The organism is Lysobacter humi (ex Lee et al. 2017) (assembly GCF_054781815.1).
The window spans coordinates 1-18,153 of sequence record NZ_BAAGTR010000001.1; the positions used below are offsets into that span (position 1 = coordinate 1).

14 protein-coding genes and 1 pseudogene are annotated in these 18,153 nt (G+C 71.8%); 8 read left to right on the forward strand and 7 right to left on the reverse strand.

Translation table 11 applies throughout. The features are described 5' to 3' along the window. The 8 genes and pseudogenes from ACYVJJ_RS00005 to ACYVJJ_RS00040 all read left to right on the forward strand — a co-directional run. Positions 1–306, forward strand: a pseudogene (locus ACYVJJ_RS00005) (methyl-accepting chemotaxis protein); the annotation flags it as partial. A 231-nt stretch (positions 307–537) separates the two neighbouring features. Continuing rightward, on the forward strand, positions 538–2,772 hold the full coding sequence (locus tag ACYVJJ_RS00010) for a putative bifunctional diguanylate cyclase/phosphodiesterase (protein ID WP_460830097.1): 2,235 nt from the start codon (positions 538–540) through the stop codon (positions 2,770–2,772). Position 2,773: 1 nt separating this feature from the next. After that, on the forward strand, positions 2,774–3,661 hold the full coding sequence (locus ACYVJJ_RS00015; RefSeq protein WP_460830853.1) for a CheR family methyltransferase: 888 nt from the start codon (positions 2,774–2,776) through the stop codon (positions 3,659–3,661). Then, positions 3,658–4,272 (forward strand): chemoreceptor glutamine deamidase CheD, encoded by a 615-nt coding sequence (gene cheD / locus ACYVJJ_RS00020; RefSeq protein WP_460830099.1) that lies wholly within the window; start codon positions 3,658–3,660, stop codon positions 4,270–4,272. Before ACYVJJ_RS00015 ends, cheD begins: the two co-directional genes overlap by 4 nt. Beyond that, positions 4,269–5,342: a protein-glutamate methylesterase/protein-glutamine glutaminase gene (locus tag ACYVJJ_RS00025; RefSeq protein ID WP_460830100.1), complete on the forward strand. Its 1,074-nt coding sequence runs from the start codon at positions 4,269–4,271 to the stop codon at positions 5,340–5,342. The genes cheD and ACYVJJ_RS00025 overlap by 4 nt, the downstream gene beginning before the upstream one ends. Before the next feature lie 76 nt (positions 5,343–5,418). Next, on the forward strand, positions 5,419–6,585 hold the full coding sequence (locus ACYVJJ_RS00030) for a methyl-accepting chemotaxis protein (RefSeq protein ID WP_460830102.1): 1,167 nt from the start codon (positions 5,419–5,421) through the stop codon (positions 6,583–6,585). 249 nt (positions 6,586–6,834) lie between these two features. Further along, positions 6,835–7,569 carry a sensor histidine kinase gene (locus ACYVJJ_RS00035; RefSeq protein WP_460830103.1) on the forward strand — a complete coding sequence of 245 codons (735 nt, stop codon included), beginning with the start codon at positions 6,835–6,837 and terminating at the stop codon, positions 7,567–7,569. 78 nt (positions 7,570–7,647) lie between these two features. After that, positions 7,648–8,016, forward strand: coding sequence for a hypothetical protein (locus ACYVJJ_RS00040; protein ID WP_460830105.1), 369 nt, complete (start codon positions 7,648–7,650; stop codon positions 8,014–8,016). A gap of 15 nt (positions 8,017–8,031) precedes the next feature. On the opposite strand, the gene ACYVJJ_RS00045 is transcribed toward ACYVJJ_RS00040, so the two are convergent. The 7 genes from ACYVJJ_RS00045 to pyk all read right to left on the reverse strand — a co-directional run bounded on the left by ACYVJJ_RS00045 (position 8,032) and on the right by pyk (position 18,152). Then, entirely contained in the window at positions 8,032–8,856 is an 825-nt protein-coding gene (locus ACYVJJ_RS00045; protein WP_460830855.1) for a TrmH family RNA methyltransferase, read from the reverse strand. A gap of 304 nt (positions 8,857–9,160) precedes the next feature. Further along, on the reverse strand, positions 9,161–10,588 hold the full coding sequence (hpnE, locus tag ACYVJJ_RS00050; protein WP_460830106.1) for a hydroxysqualene dehydroxylase HpnE: 1,428 nt from the start codon (positions 10,586–10,588) through the stop codon (positions 9,161–9,163). A gap of 41 nt (positions 10,589–10,629) precedes the next feature. Further along, on the reverse strand, positions 10,630–13,755 hold the full coding sequence (locus tag ACYVJJ_RS00055; RefSeq protein ID WP_460830107.1) for an efflux RND transporter permease subunit: 3,126 nt from the start codon (positions 13,753–13,755) through the stop codon (positions 10,630–10,632). Positions 13,756–13,827: 72 nt separating this feature from the next. After that, positions 13,828–14,961, reverse strand: a complete 1,134-nt coding sequence (locus ACYVJJ_RS00060; RefSeq protein WP_460830109.1) for an efflux RND transporter periplasmic adaptor subunit — start codon at positions 14,959–14,961, stop codon at positions 13,828–13,830. A 155-nt stretch (positions 14,962–15,116) separates the two neighbouring features. Continuing rightward, entirely contained in the window at positions 15,117–15,458 is a 342-nt protein-coding gene (locus ACYVJJ_RS00065; RefSeq protein WP_460830110.1) for a GFA family protein, read from the reverse strand. 123 nt (positions 15,459–15,581) lie between these two features. Further along, a complete protein-coding gene (locus ACYVJJ_RS00070; RefSeq protein WP_460830112.1) occupies positions 15,582–16,589 on the reverse strand; it encodes a class I fructose-bisphosphate aldolase in 1,008 nt (335 codons plus the stop codon). Positions 16,590–16,685: 96 nt separating this feature from the next. Further along, positions 16,686–18,152, reverse strand: coding sequence for a pyruvate kinase (pyk, locus tag ACYVJJ_RS00075; RefSeq protein ID WP_460830113.1), 1,467 nt, complete (start codon positions 18,150–18,152; stop codon positions 16,686–16,688). Position 18,153: the final 1 nt, after the last annotated feature.

Here is an 18,153-nt window from a genome sequence, read left to right on the forward strand (position 1 = left end):
AACCAGGCGGTGCTGCAGATGGACGAGTCCACCCAGCAGAACGCCACGCTGGTGGAGGAAGCCTCCGCCGCCGCGCGTTCGCTCGAGCAGCAGGCCGTGCAGCTGGTGGAGACCGTGGCCGCGTTCCGCCTCGACGAGGCGAGCGCGGAGGTCAGTGCCGCCCTCGCCCGCGCGGTCGAGCCGGTCAAGGCCGCTGCCGGCCCCGGTCCGGCGCGTTCGCGCCGCCCGGCGGTCGCCACCGCGGCGCCGGCGAAGGTCCGCACCGTGAAGAGCGGCGCCGGCGACCAGCACTGGCAGGAGTTCTGACGGCTGCCGCCGTCGCGCGCGACGATCGCCGGCCCCGTGCCGGCGATCGTCGTTTTGGCGCTGCGAAACGTGACCGCTGTTGCCGATCCGGACGCCGGCGGACGGTGCGTCGACAGCCCGCCTTCAGCCAGGCACCACAGGCGCCGTTAAGTCGGTAGCGGGAAGCCGCGCCCGGAGGGCGCGCACCGCCCGCGTGGCGCACGCCACCCGGCCCAGGACCCAGGACGCCCCATGGCCTACACCGCCCCGCCGCAGCCCGGTGACGCGAACGACGCGCTGCCGTTGCAGATCGCCGACTCGCTCCAGGACGCGCCCGTCAGCGGCGAGGAGTTCGGTGACCTGGTCGCGCTCGCCGCGCGGCTCGCGGAGGCGCCCATGGCCTGGCTCGGCGCGTTCGACGGCGACGAGCGCTTGCGGGTGATCGCCCGCCACGGGGTCGATGCGAACGCCGACGCACACCTGCTCACGATGGCGGCGGGCATCCAGCCCGACGTGCCGCGCATGACCGTACCCGACGCGCACGAGGACCCCTGCCTCATCGGCGAGCCGCTGGTCACGCGCCATCCGCGCGTGCGCTTCTTCCATGCGCAGGCGATGTTCGGCGAGAACGGTCGTCAGACCGGCGTGCTCGCGGTGGCCGACCCGCTCCCGCGCGAGGCCTGCGGCCGCGACGTGCTGCGCGCGATCGAGCGCCTGGCCGGCCTCGGCGAACGCCTGATCGAGCGCCACCAGCTGCAGCGGCGCAGCCGCATCGCCACGCAGATCATGCAGGCCACCTTCAGCGCGATGATCGTCACCGACGACCTCGGCCAGGTCACGCAGGCCAACCGCGCCGCCGAGACGCTGTTCGGCCTGCGCGAGCGCCGCATGCGCGGCATGCCGATCGAGCTGCTGTTCCCCACCTACCTGCAGGACGATCCCGTCGCCGCGACCACGTGGCTCAACGGCGACGACCTCGACGCGGTGATCGGCCGCGAGCCGCAGTACCGCCTGCGCGCGCTCGGGCGCGGCGGCGACGTGCGCACGCTGGAAGCCACGCGCTGCAGCTGGCGCCTCGGCCGCGGCCAGGGCCACGCGATCATCCTGCGCGACCTCACCGACGACCTCGAGCAACAGGCGACCCTGCGCCAGATCGCGCTCTACGATGCGCTCACCGGGCTGCCCAACCGCAGCGCCGTCGTCGAGATGCTGACCGCGCGCCTCGAAGCCGCCGACGAGCCGCTCGCGCTCGCGCTGCTGGGCATCGACAACTTCAAGACGATCAACGACACCCTCGGCCACGCGGCCGGCGACGGCGTGCTGCAGGCCACCGCCTCGCGCATCCGCGGTGCGGTCCCGGCCGGGGTCACCGTGGGCCGCTTCGGTGGCGACGAGTTCGCCGTGCTGCTCTCGGGCCACGACGACCTCGCGCTCGGCGAGCGCCTTGCGCGTGTGCTGCATGCCGTCGGCGAGCCGCTTGACGTGGCGGGCCATCCGATCCACCTCGAGGCCAGCATCGGCGTCGCGACGCGCGAGGACGCGCAGTCCGATGCCGGCCCGGCGAGCGCGAGCGAACTCATCGCGCGCGCGGACCTCGCGCTCTACAAGGCCAAGGCCAAGGGCGGGCGCCAGTGGTGCCGCTACGACCTCGGCATGCGCCGTGAGGTGATCGACCGCCGCATGCTCGAGGTCGAGCTGCGGCGCGCGCATGCGCGTGGGGAATTCGAGCTGCACTACCAGCCGCAGATCGACCTCGCCAACGGCCTCACCTTCGGCGCGGAGGCGCTGCTGCGCTGGCGCCATCCCGAGCGCGGCCTGCTCTCGCCGATCCATTTCCTCGACGTGCTCGCCGGCAGCGCGCTCGCCAACGACGTCGGCGGCTGGATCATCCGGCAGGCCTGCCGCGACGCGGCGTCATGGCCCGAAGTCGGCGGACGCAAGATCGCGATCAGCATCAACCTGTTTCCGGGGCAGGTGCACGAAACCGACCTCGGCAAGGAGGTCGACGAGGCGCTCACGGCCACCGGCCTGCCCGCGGACCGCCTGGAGCTCGAGATCACCGAGACGATCGCCCTCAAGCCCGACGACAACGCCGCACGCGCCCTCGCCGCGCTGCGCGAGCGCGGCGTCAAGCTCTCCTTCGACGACTTCGGCACCGGCTATGCCTCGCTGTCGATGCTGCAGCGCTTCCCGATCGACCGCGTCAAGATCGACCGCTCCTTCGTGCGGGACATGCTCGAGAACCACGGCGACGCCGCGATCGTGCGCTCGATCGTGCTGATCTCCCGCAACATGGAGCTGGCGGTGACCGCCGAGGGCGTCGAGAACCATGCGCAGGCCGAGCTGCTGCGCGGCATCGGCTGCGACTCCGCGCAGGGCTTCCTCTACGCGCCGGCGCTCGCGCCGCGGGCCTTCGAGGACTGGCTCGCCGCGCAGGTGCGGGACCCCGCCAACGCGCCCTGGCAGCGGGAACGCCACGATGGCTGAGATGCGCACGCGCGGGCGCGCGGCGGCGGCGGGCGAGGCACCGGTGGGCAGCGCGCTGGAGCGCACGTTCGCCTTCGACGATCGCGATTTCCGCCGCATCTGCCGCCTGATCCACCAGCGCGCGGGCATCAGCCTGGGCACGCACAAGCGCGACATGGTCTACAGCCGGCTGGTGCGCCGCCTGCGCGCATACGGTGTCAGCCGCTTCGTCGACTACCTCGACCTGCTCGAGACCCGCGACGATGCCGACGAGTGGCAGGCGTTCGTGAACTGCCTGACCACGAACCTCACCTCGTTCTTCCGCGAGGCCTACCACTTCGAGGCACTCATCGCGCAGTTGCGCGAGCAGGCGCCCTCGGCGGGTGCGCCGCCGCTGCGCATCTGGTGCGCGGCGGCGTCCACCGGCGAGGAGCCGTGGTCGCTCGCGATCACCGCCTGCGAAGCCTTCGGCACGTCCACGCCGCCGGTGCGGATCCTGGCGACCGACATCGATACGCAGGTGCTTGAAACGGCCGCGCGCGGCGTCTATGGGCTCGACCGCATCGCCGGGCTGTCGGACGAGCGGCGCCAGGCGTTCTTCCAGCGCGGCACCGGGCCCAATTCGGGGCAGTGCCGCGTCAAGCCGGCGCTGCGCGAGCTCGTCGAGTTCGCGCCCCTGAACCTGCTCGATGCCGTCTACCCCGTGCAGGGCGGCCTCGCGGCGATCTTCTGCCGCAACGTGATGATCTATTTCGACAAGCCTACGCAGTACGGCGTGCTCGAGCGTATGCGTCCGCTGCTCGCGCCGGCCGGCCGGCTCTACGCCGGCCACTCGGAGAGCTTCAACCACGCCACCGACCTGTTCACTCCGGCCGGGCGCACGATCTATACGCCGAGGCCCGCGCGATGAGCCTTCCCGCGGCCGCCCTGGCCGAACCGGGCACGTATTACGACGCCGCGCTGCAGACGCATGCCTTCCGGCTGCTACCGGCGGAATACCGGGTGACGGACCAGCCGATCGCGCTGGTGACCCTGCTCGGCTCGTGCGTCGCGGCCTGCCTCTACGATCCCGCGCTCGGGGTGGGCGGCATGAATCACTTCATGCTGCCCGACAGTCAGCCGTCGTCGATGGCAGCCAGCTCCGACGGCAGCGCGCGCTACGGCGCGCATGCGATGGAGCTGCTCATCAACGACCTGCTCAAGCGCGGCGCGCGTCGCGCGCGCCTCCAGGCGAAGGTGTTCGGCGGCGGCAACGTGCTGCGCGGCTTCACCAGCGACCCGATCGGCACGCGCAATGCGCGCTTCGTGGTCGACTACCTCGAGGCCGAGGACATCCCGATCATCGCGCAGGACCTCGGCGACATCCATCCGCGCAAGGTCTGCTTCTTCGTGCAGAGCGGACGCGCGCTGGTCCGCCACCTGCCCGTCACCCGCGACGCCGAGATCGTCAAGGCCGAGCGCGCACTCTACGGCCGCCTCACCCATACGCCCGTGGCGGGCAGCGTGGAACTGTTCTCATGATCCTCTCCAACGCCGCACCGGGCGCGACCCGCCCGGTGCGCGTGCTCGTCGTCGACGACTCGGCGCTGATCCGCCAGCTGATGACCGAGCTGCTCGCCGCCGATCCCGGCATCGAGGTGGTCGGCACTGCCGCCGATCCCTTCATCGCACGCGACAAGATCAAGCAGCTCCAGCCCGACGTGCTCACCCTCGACGTCGAGATGCCGCGCATGGACGGCCTGACCTTCCTGCAGAACCTCATGCGGCTGCGGCCCATGCCGGTGGTGATGGTGTCCTCGCTGACGCAGGCCGGCGCCACCGTCACGCTCGATGCGCTGGCCCTCGGAGCGGTCGACTTCGTCGCCAAGCCCAGCATCGACGTCGCGCGCGGCATGGCCGAGTACGCCGGCGTGCTGCAGCAGAAGGTGCGCGCCGCGGCGAAGGCCCGCGTCGCGCGGGTCGAGGCGCGGCCGCTGCCGGCCGAGCTGCCGTCGGCGATGACCTACCGCACCACCGACCGCCTGCTCGCGATCGGCGCGTCCACCGGCGGCACCGAGGCGATCCGCGACGTGCTCGCCGCGATGCCGGCCGACGCACCGGCAATCGTCATCGCGCAGCACATCCCCGCGCAGTTCAGCGGCGCCTTCGCCGAGCGGCTGGACAAGCATTCGAAGATGACCGTGCTCGAGGCACAGGACGGCCAGCAGATCATGCCGGGCCACGCCTACGTGGCGCCCGGCGGCCGCCACCTGCGCGTGCAGCGCAGCGGCGCGCGCTGGCACTGCCGGCTCGGCGACGACGTGCCGGTGAGCGGGCATCGCCCGAGCGTCGACGTGCTGTTCGAGTCCGTCGCCGAGCATGCCGGCCGCAACGCCAGCGCCGCCCTGCTCACGGGCATGGGCGACGACGGCGCACGCGGGCTGCTGAAGCTGCGCGAGGTCGGCGCCGTCACGCTCGCGCAGGACCAGGCCACCAGCGTGGTCTGGGGCATGCCCGGCGCGGCCGTCGCGCGCGGCGCGGCGCAGGCGGTGCTGCCGCTCGGATCGATCGCGCAGAGGCTGCTGGCGAGCACCGATCGCGAAGCCGCATGACGTTTCGCGACGCGGTGCGCTAAAGCGCGCGGCCCGCATGCCGTTATCGCCCTTGAACCTCTTGCAGAGAGCCGCGATGGACTCCCGCGTACTCATCCGAATCGCCGCGCCGGTGGCGCTCACCTTCCTCGTCATGCTCGCCGTCGGGCTCGACTGGCCCGCGGCTGTCCAGTGGGGCGCGCTGGTGGCGATGCTCGGCGCCTGGCTCGCCTTCGCCTGGTCGGTCTCCCGTATCGGCGGCAGGCAGGTCTCGATGGTGCGCGAGCAGATGCGCGTGCTCGACGAGCTCCGCACCTTCGTGACGACCGAGATCAACGGCTCCAAGCACGAGATCGACCGCACCCGCGACCTCATCCGCGAGTCCGTGGCCAAGCTCGGCACGAGCTTCGAGGCCGTCAACCGCAAGTCGCGCGAGCAGAACCAGGTGGTCGCCCGCCTGATCGACCGCTCCGACGCCGGCAGCGGCGTCGACGTGCAGCGCTTCGCGGTGCAGGCCAGCCAGCAGATGGAGCAGCTCGTCGAGGCGCTCGAGGCCGTCAGCGGCCAGAGCAGCCACACGGTCACGCACATCGACGCGATGGCCGAGCACCTCGACGGCATCTTCGCCCTGCTCGAGGACGTCAAGTCGATCGCCGACCAGACCAACCTGCTCGCGCTCAACGCGGCCATCGAGGCGGCGCGCGCCGGCGAGGCGGGCCGCGGCTTCGCGGTCGTCGCCGACGAGGTCCGCAACCTCTCCGAGCGCAGCACGGCGTTCAACGAGCAGATCCGCAAGCTCGCCTACTCGTCGAAGGACGCCATCGCCAAGGTGCGCGACACCGTGACGACGATGGCCAGCCGCGACATGGACCGTGCCCGCACGGCGCGCGGCGAAGCCGCCGCCATGCTCGATCGCGTGGAAGGCATCAACCGCTCGCTCGGCAACGGCATGAACGAGATCTCGGCCTGCGGCCGTGCCATCGACGGCTCGGTCTCCGAGGCCGTGCGCTCGCTGCAGTTCGAGGACATCGCCACGCAGGCCCTCGGCGCAGCGAACGTGCACCTCGAGCGCCTGTCGGCGATCAATCGCGAGGCCGTGGCGCTGCAGGAGCTCCTGCACCGCCCGCATCACGACGTCGAAGTGCAGCGCGCGCTCGGCCAGATCGCCCAGCGCATCGCCTCGATGCGCGGTGAGTGGGAACGCCCGCCGCACAAGCCGGTGATGCAGCAGTCGATGGACGCCGGCGGCATCGAGCTGTTCTGACGCTGCGCGTCGAGGACGCCGCGACACCGAAGGCCGCCGGCATCGCCCGGCGGCCTTTTTCGTGCGCGCCCGCGTCCTGCACATCCGCCACCACGCGATGCCGGCCGGTGATGCGGGCGTACCTTCGTGGGGCGGCGCCACGCCCCCACGCGGTGCGCGCACCGGTTCGCGCGCGCCTGCCGCCCGTCGCGCATGCACCGCTGCGCGCCTGCGCCGGGCGCTCACGCGCGCGCATGGCAGACTCCGTGCATGGATGCCCCACGCCCCGACGACGTCCACGCGCTCGCCGCGCAGCTCGCGCGCCAGCGTGAGGAACTGCGCACGCTCGCGCGACGCCTGCTCACCGTGCAGGAGGACGAGCGCGCGACGCTGTCGCGCGAGATGCACGACGACATCGGGCAGTCGATCACCGCGATCAAGCTGTCCGCGGTCGCCCTGCTCGGCGAGTCCGATCCACGGCTGGTGCGCGAGACCGCGCAGGAAATCATCGGGATCGCCGACCAGACCGTCGCGCGCCTTCGCGACATCTCGCTGCTGCTGCGTCCGCCGCAGCTCGATGCGCTCGGCCTCGAGGCCGCGCTGCGCTGGCAGGCGGGCACGCTGTTCCGGGGCGATGCACCCGCGCTCGAGCTGGCGGTCGCGCCATTGGACTGCCGGCCGCCGCGCGACGTCGAGCTGGCCTGCTTCCGCATCGCGCAGGAAGCACTCACGAATGTCCTCCGGCATGCGCGGGCCACGCATGTGCGGCTCGAGCTCGATTGCGACGAGGCCTGGCTCCGGCTCGCGGTGGAGGACAACGGTCGCGGCCTGCCGGCAGACCTTCACTCCGGGCTCGGGCTGGTGAGCATGCGCGAGCGCGCCGAGCAGCTCGGCGGGCGATTCGCGATTGTCGGGGCGGCCGGACGCACGCGGGTCGAGGCCGCGTTGCCGCTCGCGGCCGCGCCCATGCGCCCCCTCGATCCATCCCCGGGTGAAAGCCGGTAAGCTCGCCGCGTCGGCGCAGCCGGCCGCGCGATCGCGCGTCATCCGGGGTCGGGGGGCCTCGTGGACAATCCTTACAGCATGCCGACGGCCGCCGTCGCGACCGGTGTCGTCCGCGAGAAGTACAGCGACCGCCTCGACGACGTGGCCTACGGGCAGAAGAGCATCATCTGGGCGATCCTGCTCTACCTGGCCGCGCCGCTGCTCGGCGCGCTGTGGTTCTTCCTGCTCATCGCCGCGATCCTGATCTCGATCGGGCTGGGCTGGAGCGGCATCTACAAGATCACGCGCGGGCTGCGCTACCCGCTGTGGGCCCGCCTGCTCTGCCTCGCGGCGATGCTCGTCCCGCTGGTCAGCCTGCTCGCGCTCCTGTTCCTCAACAATCGCGCGACCGCGCGGCTCAAGCAGGCCGGCTTCTCGGTCGGCCTGCTGGGCGCACGTCGCTACTGAATCGGCGCGCGCGCGTCAGGCGCCCGCCAGCGATCGTCGCCACTGCGCGACGAACACGGCGGTCGCCGCGGCCACGTTGAGGCTCTCCACCGCGCCGCTGCCGGGAATCGACAGGCGCAGGTCACAGGCCTGTGCGAGGGCGCGGTCCATGCCCTCGCCTTCCGCGCCCATCACGTAGACCAGCCGCTGCGGCAGCGCGGCGGCGAACACGTCCTGGCCGCCCGCGACCACCGTCGCCGCGAGCGCGAAGCCGGCCGAGCGCAGCTGCGCCATCGCGTTGTCGGTGCGCCCGAGCCGCACGAGCGGGACCGATTCCGCGCCGCCCTCGGCCACGCGCGCCGCGGCGCCCGAGAGCGCGAGCGTCGACTCCTTCGGCAGCAGGATCGCGCCCACGCCGAAGTGCGCGGCCGAGCGCAGGATCGCGCCGAAGTTGTGCGGATTGCCGACGCCGTCGAGCCACAGCGCGCACTGCGGGCCGTCGGCCGCCTGCAGCCACGTCGACAGGGCGACCGGTGGCGCGCGCAGCACGTCCGCGACGATGCCCTCGTGGTGGGTGCTCGCCGCGAGCTTTTGCAGGTCGGGCTCGTCGACCACGCGGTAACCGACGCGGTTGGCCACGCACCACTTCAGCAGTGGCTGCACCGCGGGGATGCGCGCCTCGGCGAGGTAGACCTTGCGGATGGCCTGCGGGCGCCGGCGGAAGACCGCATCGACCGCATTGAGGCCGTACAGGCGCAGCTCCTCGCGGCCCGTGGGACGCCCCTCGCCCACTTCGCCATCGCGCGCCGCGTCGTGGCCGGCCGGGCGCGCGCGCTCCGCGCTCCAGGGCGCGCGGCCGATGGGCGCCTGCGCCCCCTCCGGGCCCCGCGCCCCGTGCGACGTACCCCTCGTGCCGCGGTCACCCGGAGCGCCCGCTCGCGGCCGGTCTGCACTGGGCCGGGCGGGCTTTGCATCGCGCCCACCGTAGGGTCCTTCCGCAGGGCCGGGGCGTGCGTCGTCACGGGGGCCCGTCTCGCGCGGGCCGTTCGCGTCGCGAGGCGGTCGCGACGACGACCAGGGCGAGCGGTCGCGCGGATCACGGGGTCGGTTCATCGGTGCGTCGCATCGGCTCGGGTAGCCCGCATTGTCGCAGCCGACCGGGTGATCACGGCATCCGTCCGCGTCCGACGAGGCCCACCAGGCCCTCGACCTGCGGCAGCGGCGCCGCGAGCGGCTGCGGCCGCCCCTCGCGCGCGAGCACGACCTCGGCCGCGAGCCGCGCCGCGCGCACCGCGCTCTCCATCGAGGCCGGCAGCCCCGTGTGCGGCCAGTCGCCGGCAAGCAGCAGCCCGCCGAGTGGCGCCTCCACGCCGGGTCGCATCGACTCGCTTCCGGCCAGCGGCAGCGGGATCGCCATCGGGATGCGATGCACGTCCGCGTGCACGAGGCGCGCATCGGCGGCCTGCGGCAGGTACTCGCGCAATTCGCGCAGGGTGGCGTCGACGATCGCGGCATCGTCGATCGGCGGCAGGCGGCGGCTGTCGATGATGTTGCTGCAGATCAGCGCGCGATCGCGCGGCAGGTCGTCGCGGATGTTCGAGAGGTCGTAGAAGTCGAAGTTGAGCGCCTCGGGCGTCCACACCTTCGACCAGAAGCGCGCGTTCGTGAGCGGCCGGTCGAACCAGAGGTAGGTACTGACGTACGGGCTCGGGCGGAAGTCGCCGAGCGTGTCGAAGGGCGCGCGCCCACGCCATGCCGGCGGCAGGAGGTCGCGCAGCGCGTGCGGCGGCACCGCGACGACCACGTGGCGCGCCCGCAGCACCTCGCCGTCCTGCAGCCGCACGCCGACGACGCGGCCGTCCTCGTCCACGAGCGCGCATGCCGGTGCGCGCAGCCGCACCTCGCCGCCCGCGCGCTCGATCGCGGCCTGCGCGAGCGGTGCATAGAGGTCACCGAGGCCGATCTTCGGAAAACCGACCTCGTACCCGCCCACGCCCATGAGGTAGCGGAAGAGTTGCAGCAGCGCCGCCGACGACGTCTCCTCGACCGGCGCGTTCATCACCGTCATGCAGGCCGTGCGCCAGAACCAGTCGATGTAGCGCTCGGACACGCCTTCGCGTCGCAGCAGGTCGAGAGCCGGGACGTCGTCGAGCGCGTCCATCGCCTGCGGCGTGAGCCGCGCGGTGCGCCACATCAGCCGCGTGTTGGAGGCGACATCCCACCACGACAGCTGCGGGATCGACAGCATGCTCGGCAGCATGTGCAGTGGCGGCGGCAGGCGCCGCACGCGGATGTCGACGGGCGGATGCGGCGTGTCGACCAGTGTCAGGAACTTGTCCTGCTGCCAGTACACGCGGTCGGCCGTACCGAGGCGCTCGAGCAGGCCGCGCATGTTCCGGTACGCGCTGAGCAGGATGTGCGGTCCGATGTCGACGCGATCGCCGGTGACCGGCTCGGTCCAGCTGCGCGCACGCCCGCCGAGCGTGCCCGAGGCCTCCAGCACGCGCACGCGCAGCCCGGCGTCGGACAGGGCGACCCCGCAGGCGAGGCCGGCGAGGCCGCCGCCCACGATCAACACATCCGTCTGCTGCATCGCCACAGCCTCGCGTCTTGCGCGTGGCCATGGCGTCGACGTCAGGCGTGGCCGTCGGCCTGCGGCGTGATCTTCTCCAGGCGCTCCAGCTCGTGCGCGACCGCCTCGGGCGAGCGCGTGTACTTCGCCAGCAGCACGTAGAACGCCGGCACGACGAACAGCGAGAGCAGTGTCGAGAATGCGACGCCGAAGACCACGACGATGCCGATCGCGGCGCGGCTCGCTGAGCCCGGACCGCCCGCGACCACGAGCGGGATCGCACCCACGATCGTGGCGATCGAGGTCATCAGGATCGGGCGCAAGCGCACGGCCGAGCTCTCGACGATCGCCTCGTGGATCCCGCGACCCTCGTCGCGGAGCTGGTTGGCGAACTCGACGATCAGGATGCCGTTCTTCGCGGCGAGGCCCACGAGCATCACGATGCCGATCTGGCTGAAGAGGTTGAGCGTGCCCCCGGTGAGCCACAGGCCGAGCAGCGCGCCGAGCACGCCGAGCGGCACCGTGAGCATGATCACCAGCGGATGCACGAAGCTCTCGAACTGCGCGGCGAGCACCAGGAACACGATCAGCAGCGCGAGTGCGAAGGTGAGCAGCACCGCGCCACCGGCCTGCTGGAACTCGCGCGACTCGCCCTTCCAGTCGATCTGCGCCTGCTCGGGCAGCTCCTGCCGCACGGTGGACTCGAGCCAGCCGATCGCATCGCCCATCGTGTAGCCCGGCGACAGGCCGGCGGAGATCGTGATCGCGCGCAGGCGGTTGAAGCGGTTGAGCGTGCCGGGCTCGGCGAGTTCGCGCAGGGTGACGAGGTTCGACAGCGGCACGAGCGCACCGTCGCGCGAACGCACCTGGATCGCGGAGAGATCGGCCGGCGACGCACGCAGCTCGCGCGCCGACTGCAGGATGACGTCGTACTCCTCGCCGTTCTGCACGAACGTGGTCACGCGCCGGCTGCCCATCATGGTCTCGAGTGCGCGGCCGATGTCGACCACGCTCACGCCGAGGTCCGAGGCACGCGCGCGATCGATCTCCACGCGCATCTGCGGCCGCGTTTCCTTGTAGTCCGAGTCGACCGAGAAGAAGCCGGGGTTCTTCTCCATCGCCGTGACCAGGGCATCACGCCAGCGTGCGAGCTCGGCATACTCCGGCCCGCCGAGCACGATGTTGATCGGCTGCCCGCGCGAGCGCACGAGGCCGCCCGCGACCTGCGGATTCGCGCGCACGCCGGGCAGGCGCCCGAGCTCCTTGCGCAGGCTGTCGGCGACGTCCGCGGTGGTCTGCTCGCGCTTGTCCCAGTCCTGCAGGAAGACCGCGATGCGCCCGGTGTGCATCTCCTCGCTCGCGCCGAACCCGCCGGGCACGCGCGGGTTGTAGCGACGGATCACCTGATCGTCGCCGGTGTGCTTCGCCACGATGCGCTCGACCTGCTGCACCTGCTTCACGGTGTAGTCGAAGCCGGCGCCTTCCGGCCCCTGGATCGAGATCTGGAAGGACCCGCGGTCCTCCGCAGGCGCAAGCTCGGACGGCACGATCTTGAACAGCACAAAGCTCGCCGCGAGCGCCACCAGCATCAGCACGCCGAACAGCCAGGGCCGCTCGACGGTGCGGTCGAGGAAGCGCCGGTAGCCGGCGCTGGTGCGCTCCAGCCTCGTGTTCACCCAGCGCGTGACCGGGTTCGATTTCTCCTCGCTGTGCGGCCGCACCAGCAGCGAGGACATCATCGGCGTGAGCGTGAGCGCGACGAACGCCGACAGCGCCACCGCGCCCGCGAGCGCGACGGACAGTTCCCGGAACAGCCGCCCGGTGTTGCCCTGCATGAAGCCGATCGGCAGGAACACCGAGACCAGCACCGCGGTGGTCGCGATCACGGCGAACGCGACCTGCTTCGTGCCGCGTGACGCGGCCACCAGCCGCGGCTCGCCGAGGTCGGCGCGGCGCTGGATGTTCTCCAGCACCACGATCGCATCGTCGACGACCAGGCCGATGCACAGGACCAGCGCCAGCAGCGTCAGCAGGTTGATCGAGTACCCGAAGACGTAGAGCGGGATGAACGCGGCGATCAGGCAGACCGGCACGGTGACGGCCGGGATCAGCGCCGCGCGGAAGCTGCCGAGGAACAGCCAGATCACCACCAGCACCAGCACCACGGCCTCGATCAGCGTGTGGTAGACGCGCTCGACGGCGGAGTCGATGAACGTGGTGGTGTCGAAGGCCACGAAGATGTCGGTGCCCTGCGGCAGTGACGGCCGGATCGCGTCGGCCGCCTCGCGCGCGGCCTGCGCGACCTCGAGGCTGTTGGCCGTCGACGTCTTGACGATGCCCAGGCCGATGTTCGGCTCGCCGTTGCTGCGGTAGTAGGCGCGCCGCTCCGCTGAGGTGAGCTCGACCTTCGCGACGTCGGCGAGGCGGGCGACGTAGCCGTCGGCGCCCTTGCCGAGCGGGATCTGCGCGAAATCCTCCGGGCGCTGGTAGCCACGGGCCACGCGCAGCGAGAAGTCGCGCGTCTGCGACTCGATGCGGCCGGCCGGCAACTCGACGTTCTCCGCGCGCAGCGCGTTCTCGATGTCGGTGGCGGTGATGCCGCGCGCGGCCATCGCGTCGCGATCGAGCCAGACGCGCATCGCGTAGCGTTGCTGGCCGCCGAGCCGCACCTGTGCCACGCCCTCCACCGAGGCGAGGCGATCGACCACGTAGCGCTCGGCGTAGTCGGACAGCTGCAGCGTGTCCATCTTCGTGGAGCTCATGTTGAGCCACAGGATGGGGTCGGCGTCGCTCTCCACCTTCTCGATCTGCGGCGGGTCGGCTTCCTCGGGCAGGCGGTTCGCCACGCGGCTCACCGCGTCGCGCACGTCGTTGGCCGCGGCCTCGATCTCGCGCTGCAGGGTGAACTCGATCGAGATCGACGCGCGACCGTTCGCGCTGCGCGACTCGATCGCCTCGATGCCCTCGATGCCCGAGAGCGCATCCTCGAGTACCTGGGTGACGCGCGTTTCGACGACACCGGCGGACGCGCCCGGATAGCTCACGTCGACCGAGACCACCGGCGGATCGATCGCGGGCAGCTCGCGCAGGGTAAGGCGGGTGAAGGCCATGACGCCGAGCACGATCAGCAGCAGCGACATCACCGTCGCGAAGACCGGGCGGCGGATGGAAAGTTCGGACAGGCTCATCGGGCGCCGGCTCCGTCGCGCAGGTTGGGGGGCAGTGCCACGGCGGCGGTCGCTCGCATCGCGCGCCCCACGTCAGGCACGGCCGCCGCGGGCGTCGCCGCGCGGCGCGCCGTCCTTCCCGCCGCCCGGGCCGGACCCCGCCTTCGCGGCGTCGACCACCTTCGCGCCCGGCCGGAGCTTGCCCACGCCGTCGACCACGATCGCGTCGCCGGGCTTCAGGCCTTCCAGCACCTCGACCCGCCCACCGGACCGCACGCCCAGGCGCACGTCGGCGCGCTCGGCCTGCCCGTCCACCACGCGGAAGACGTAGGACTCCGTGCCCACCTGCACCACCGCGATCTCCGGCACGAGCAGCGCGGGGCGCTCGGCGCGGCTCACGCGCACCTGCAGCAGCATGCCCGGCTTCAGCGCGCGGTCGACGTTGGGGAACGTGCCGCGAACGATGACCGCGCGCGTGGCGGGATCGACGCGCGCGTCGACGGTCGCCACGCGGCCTTCGAACGTACGGCCCGGATACGCCGCGGCGGTGCCGGCAAGCGTCTGGCCGGAGGCGACCTGCGCGAGCTGCGTCTCCGGCACGGGAAAGTCGACGTGCACGCTCGCGATGTCGTCGAGCGTGGTGATCACGGTGCCCGGCGTGACGAGCGAGCCGGGGCTGACCTGGCGCAGCCCGAGCACGCCCGCGAACGGCGCGCGGATCACGCGGTCGGCCAGCTGCGCGCTGACCTGGGCGACGCGTGCCTGCGCGGCATCGCGCGTGGCGCGCTGCGCATCGAGCTGCGACCGTGCGACGAGCTGCTGCGCGGCGAGCTCGGCCTGCCGGCGGTACTGGCGGTCGGCTTCGGCGGCCGTGGCACGCGCCTCGTTGAGCGCGGCCTGCTCGGCCTGCCCGCTCAGCGTGACCAGCGGCGCGCCGGCGCCCACCGCGTCGCCGCTGTCGAAATGCACGCGCTGCACCTTCTCGCTCACGCTCGCGGTGACCGCGATGGACTCGCGCGCCTTGACCGTGCCCAGCGCCTGCAGCGTGTCGGCGAAGGCCTCGCTCCGCACGATCTGCAGGGTCACGGGAGTCGGACGATCGCCGCCCCCACCCGGCCCGCCGGGTCCGCCGGGTCCGCCGCCGGGCCCACCCGCCGCCTCCTTCTTCCCGCAACCCGTGCCCGCGACGAGCGTGGCGCACAGCAGGGCGAGGACGATGGATCGCATGGGCGCTCGGTCCGGCAGGGGGAGCCGGCGATTCTATCGAGCGTGTCCGTGACGGCCCGTGTCGGTGGTCATTCCACGCATGGTGCCGTTCGAATCGCAGCGTTGCACCGGCGGCGTCAACCGACGGCCCGTCCCGCTCGTACGCAGCGCCGCGCTCAGCCGGCGCGGCCGTCGTACGCCGTGCGCGGGATCGACTCGAGGTCGACGTCGTCGAGGCAGCGGATGTTGATCGCGGCCGTCTCGGTGCCGTCGGGCATGCGGCCTAGGCCGAACGGCTGGCAGCCGCAGATGCGGCAGAAGCGATGCTCGATCACGTGCCGGTTGAAGGTGTAGGTCGCGAGGTATTCCTCGCCGCTGACCTCAAGGGACGCCCGCGGCACGAACCAGAGCAGGAAGCCCTTGCGGCTGCAGTGCGAGCAGTTGCAGTCGATGACACCCCCGGGCTCGCCCTCGACGGTGATGCGGACGGCGCCGCAATGACAGCTGCCGGATTTCATGGCCGATTCCCCTGCGTCCCTGCAATGGCGGCCGAGTCTAGCCGCTCCCCTCCGCCCGGGCATGTGCCGCATACGGAAACGCCGGCACGAGGCCGGCGTTTCCGAGCGATCCGAGCGGGCGGCTTATGCGCCCTGCCACTGCCCCAGCGCGGCCAGGCCGTTGTCGCGGGCGCGGGCGAAGACCGTCTCCTGAGCGGCAGCAAAGTTGCCCTGCATATCCTGCGCCCACAGCTTGAGCGCGGCCTGCTGCATCGCGCGGCCGTAGGAGAACGACAGCGGCCACGGCAGGTTGCCGACGCGGTTCATCGCGTCGAGGTGCGCGGTCGCGTCCTCGTCGGACTGGCCGCCCGACAGGAAGACGATGCCCGGCAGCGTGGCCGGCACGGTGGCCTTGAGGCAGCGCAGCGTGGCGGCGGCCACTTCCTCGCGCGAGGCCTTTTCGGCCGATTCGGTGCCGTGGATGACCATCGAGGCCTTCAGGACCGTGCCCTCGAGCATGACGTTCTGCTCGTAGAGCGAGCCGAACAGCGAGCGCAGGACGACTTCGGTCACCTCGAAGCAGGTGTCGATGTCATGCGCGCCGTCCATGATCACTTCCGGCTCCACCATCGGCACCAGGCCCTGCTCCTGGCAGAGCGCGGCGTAACGGGCGAGCGCATGGCTGTTGGCCTCGATCGCGGTGCCGGTGGGGATGTCGTCGCCGATGTTGATCACCGCGCGCCACTTCGCGAAGCGGGCGCCGAGCTTGTAGTACTCCTCCAGGCGCGCGCGCAGGCCGTCGAGGCCCTCAGTCACCACCTCGCCCGGAAAGCCGGCCAGCGGCTGCGGGCCCTTGTCGACCTTGATGCCCGGGATCATGCCGTTGGCGACCATCAGGTCGGCGAAGCGGGTGCCGTCCCTGGTCGACTGGCGGAGCGTCTCGTCGAACAGGATCGCACCGGAGATGTACTGGGACAGGTTCGGCGTGGTGAGCAGCAGCTCGCGGTAGGCGCGACGGTTCTCTTCCGTGTTCTCGATGCCGACGCCGGCGAAGCGCTTGGCGATCGTGGTGGTCGACTCGTCGATCGCGATGATGCCCTTGCCCGGGGCGACCATCGCCTGGGCGGTCTCGGCAAGCTGTTCGATGCTCATTCGGGGTCCATGCGCGCAGGAAGTGAGGGGCCGGCATTATACCGGCCGGCACTGCATACGATTTCATACCGCCCCACGGCGGGCCGCACGCGACCGTCAGAGCTCGCCGAGCCCTTCCGCGCGCCCCTCGGGCCCGATCTGCAGCAGGCGCAACGTATTCGTCGCGCCGTGCTGCTGCATGATCTCGCCGCTGGTGAAGATGATGCGGTCGCCCTCGTCGAGCAGGCCGCGCTCGAACAGCACCTTCGCGGCGGCGCGGGCCGCGACGCCGGCGGTCATGCCGGTGCTCTCGAACGGCAGCGCGGTCACGTCGCGCATCAGCGCCATCTTGCGGCGCGCCGCCTCGTCGCTGGACAGCGCGATGATCTGCGCCGGCGAGCGAAAGCGCGAAAGGAAGCGGGGCGTACCGCCCGATTCCGTGATCGCGACGATCGAACGCACGCCGATGTGCTCGGACAGGAACATCGCCGCCATCGCGATCGCCTGGTCGGCGCGGTCGAGGTTGCGGGGCGCGGCCTCGAAGTCGGTGTCATGCGCGAACTGCCGCTCGGCACCGAGGCAGACGCGCGCCATCGCCTGCACCGCCTTGAGCGGGTACTTGCCGGCCGCGGTCTCCTGCGAAAGCATGACCGCGTCGGTGCCGTCGATCACGGAGTTGGCGACGTCGAGCACCTCGGCGCGCGTCGGGATCGGGCTGTCGACCATCGACTGCAGCATCTGCGTGGCCGTGATCACCACGCGGTTGCAGCCCAGCGCCTCGCGGATGATCTTCTTCTGCAGGCCGGGCAGCTCGGCATCGCCGATCTCCACGCCGAGGTCGCCACGAGCGACCATCACCACGTCGCTCGCCTCCACGATCTCCCGCAGGTTCTCGATCGCCTCGGCGCGCTCGATCTTCGACACCAGCGCGGCGTTGCTGCCCGCCTCCTGCGCGATCCGCCGCGCATCATGCATATCCTGCGCATTGCGGCAGAACGAGACGGCGATGAAGTCGACGCCGATCTGCGCGGCGACCTTGATGATCTCCTCGTCCTTCGGCGTGAGCGCACCGAGCGAGAGCCCGCCGCCCTGCTTGTTGAGGCCCTTGCGGTTCGAGAGCGCGCCATCGTTGAGCACCGTGCAGCGGATGCGCTCGCCCTCGACGGCGTCGACCTGCAGCTGCAGCATGCCGTCGTCCAGCAGCAGTGTGTCGCCGGCGACGACGTCGCCCGGCAGCCCGAGGTAGCTCACGCCGACCTCCCGCTCGTTGCCGAGCGGCGCATCCTCGCGCGCGACGAGGTCGAACCTGTCGCCGAGCTTGAGCTGGATGCGATCGTTCTCGAACTTCTCGATGCGGATCTTCGGGCCCGGCAGGTCGGCCAGGATGCCCACCTCGCGCCCGACCCGCTGCGCGGCGGCACGGACGGCCTCGGCGCGCGCGACCTGCGCCGACGGATCACCGTGCGAGAAGTTGAGGCGGACACAGTCCACGCCCGCTTCGAGCAGCGATTCGAGCACGCCCGGCGCATCGGTGGCCGGGCCGAGCGTTGCGAGGATCTTGGTACGGCGCGTGGTCTGACTCATG

What these genes read in the sequence shown, in the direction of transcription:
- ACYVJJ_RS00060 (WP_460830109.1), bottom strand. Translation starts at nt 14,961, where the DNA reads ATGCGATCCATCGTCCTCGCCCTGCTGTGCGCCACGCTCGTCGCGGGC.
- ACYVJJ_RS00040 (WP_460830105.1), top strand. Translation starts at nt 7,648, where the DNA reads ATGCCGACGGCCGCCGTCGCGACCGGTGTCGTCCGCGAGAAGTACAGC.
- ACYVJJ_RS00010 (WP_460830097.1), top strand. Translation starts at nt 538, where the DNA reads ATGGCCTACACCGCCCCGCCGCAGCCCGGTGACGCGAACGACGCGCTG.
- pyk (WP_460830113.1), bottom strand. Translation starts at nt 18,152, where the DNA reads ATGAGTCAGACCACGCGCCGTACCAAGATCCTCGCAACGCTCGGCCCG.
- ACYVJJ_RS00030 (WP_460830102.1), top strand. Translation starts at nt 5,419, where the DNA reads ATGGACTCCCGCGTACTCATCCGAATCGCCGCGCCGGTGGCGCTCACC.
- ACYVJJ_RS00065 (WP_460830110.1), bottom strand. Translation starts at nt 15,458, where the DNA reads ATGAAATCCGGCAGCTGTCATTGCGGCGCCGTCCGCATCACCGTCGAG.
- ACYVJJ_RS00070 (WP_460830112.1), bottom strand. Translation starts at nt 16,589, where the DNA reads ATGAGCATCGAACAGCTTGCCGAGACCGCCCAGGCGATGGTCGCCCCG.
- ACYVJJ_RS00025 (WP_460830100.1), top strand. Translation starts at nt 4,269, where the DNA reads ATGATCCTCTCCAACGCCGCACCGGGCGCGACCCGCCCGGTGCGCGTG.
- ACYVJJ_RS00035 (WP_460830103.1), top strand. Translation starts at nt 6,835, where the DNA reads ATGGATGCCCCACGCCCCGACGACGTCCACGCGCTCGCCGCGCAGCTC.
- hpnE (WP_460830106.1), bottom strand. Translation starts at nt 10,588, where the DNA reads ATGCAGCAGACGGATGTGTTGATCGTGGGCGGCGGCCTCGCCGGCCTC.
- ACYVJJ_RS00055 (WP_460830107.1), bottom strand. Translation starts at nt 13,755, where the DNA reads ATGAGCCTGTCCGAACTTTCCATCCGCCGCCCGGTCTTCGCGACGGTG.
- ACYVJJ_RS00015 (WP_460830853.1), top strand. Translation starts at nt 2,774, where the DNA reads ATGCGCACGCGCGGGCGCGCGGCGGCGGCGGGCGAGGCACCGGTGGGC.
- cheD (WP_460830099.1), top strand. Translation starts at nt 3,658, where the DNA reads ATGAGCCTTCCCGCGGCCGCCCTGGCCGAACCGGGCACGTATTACGAC.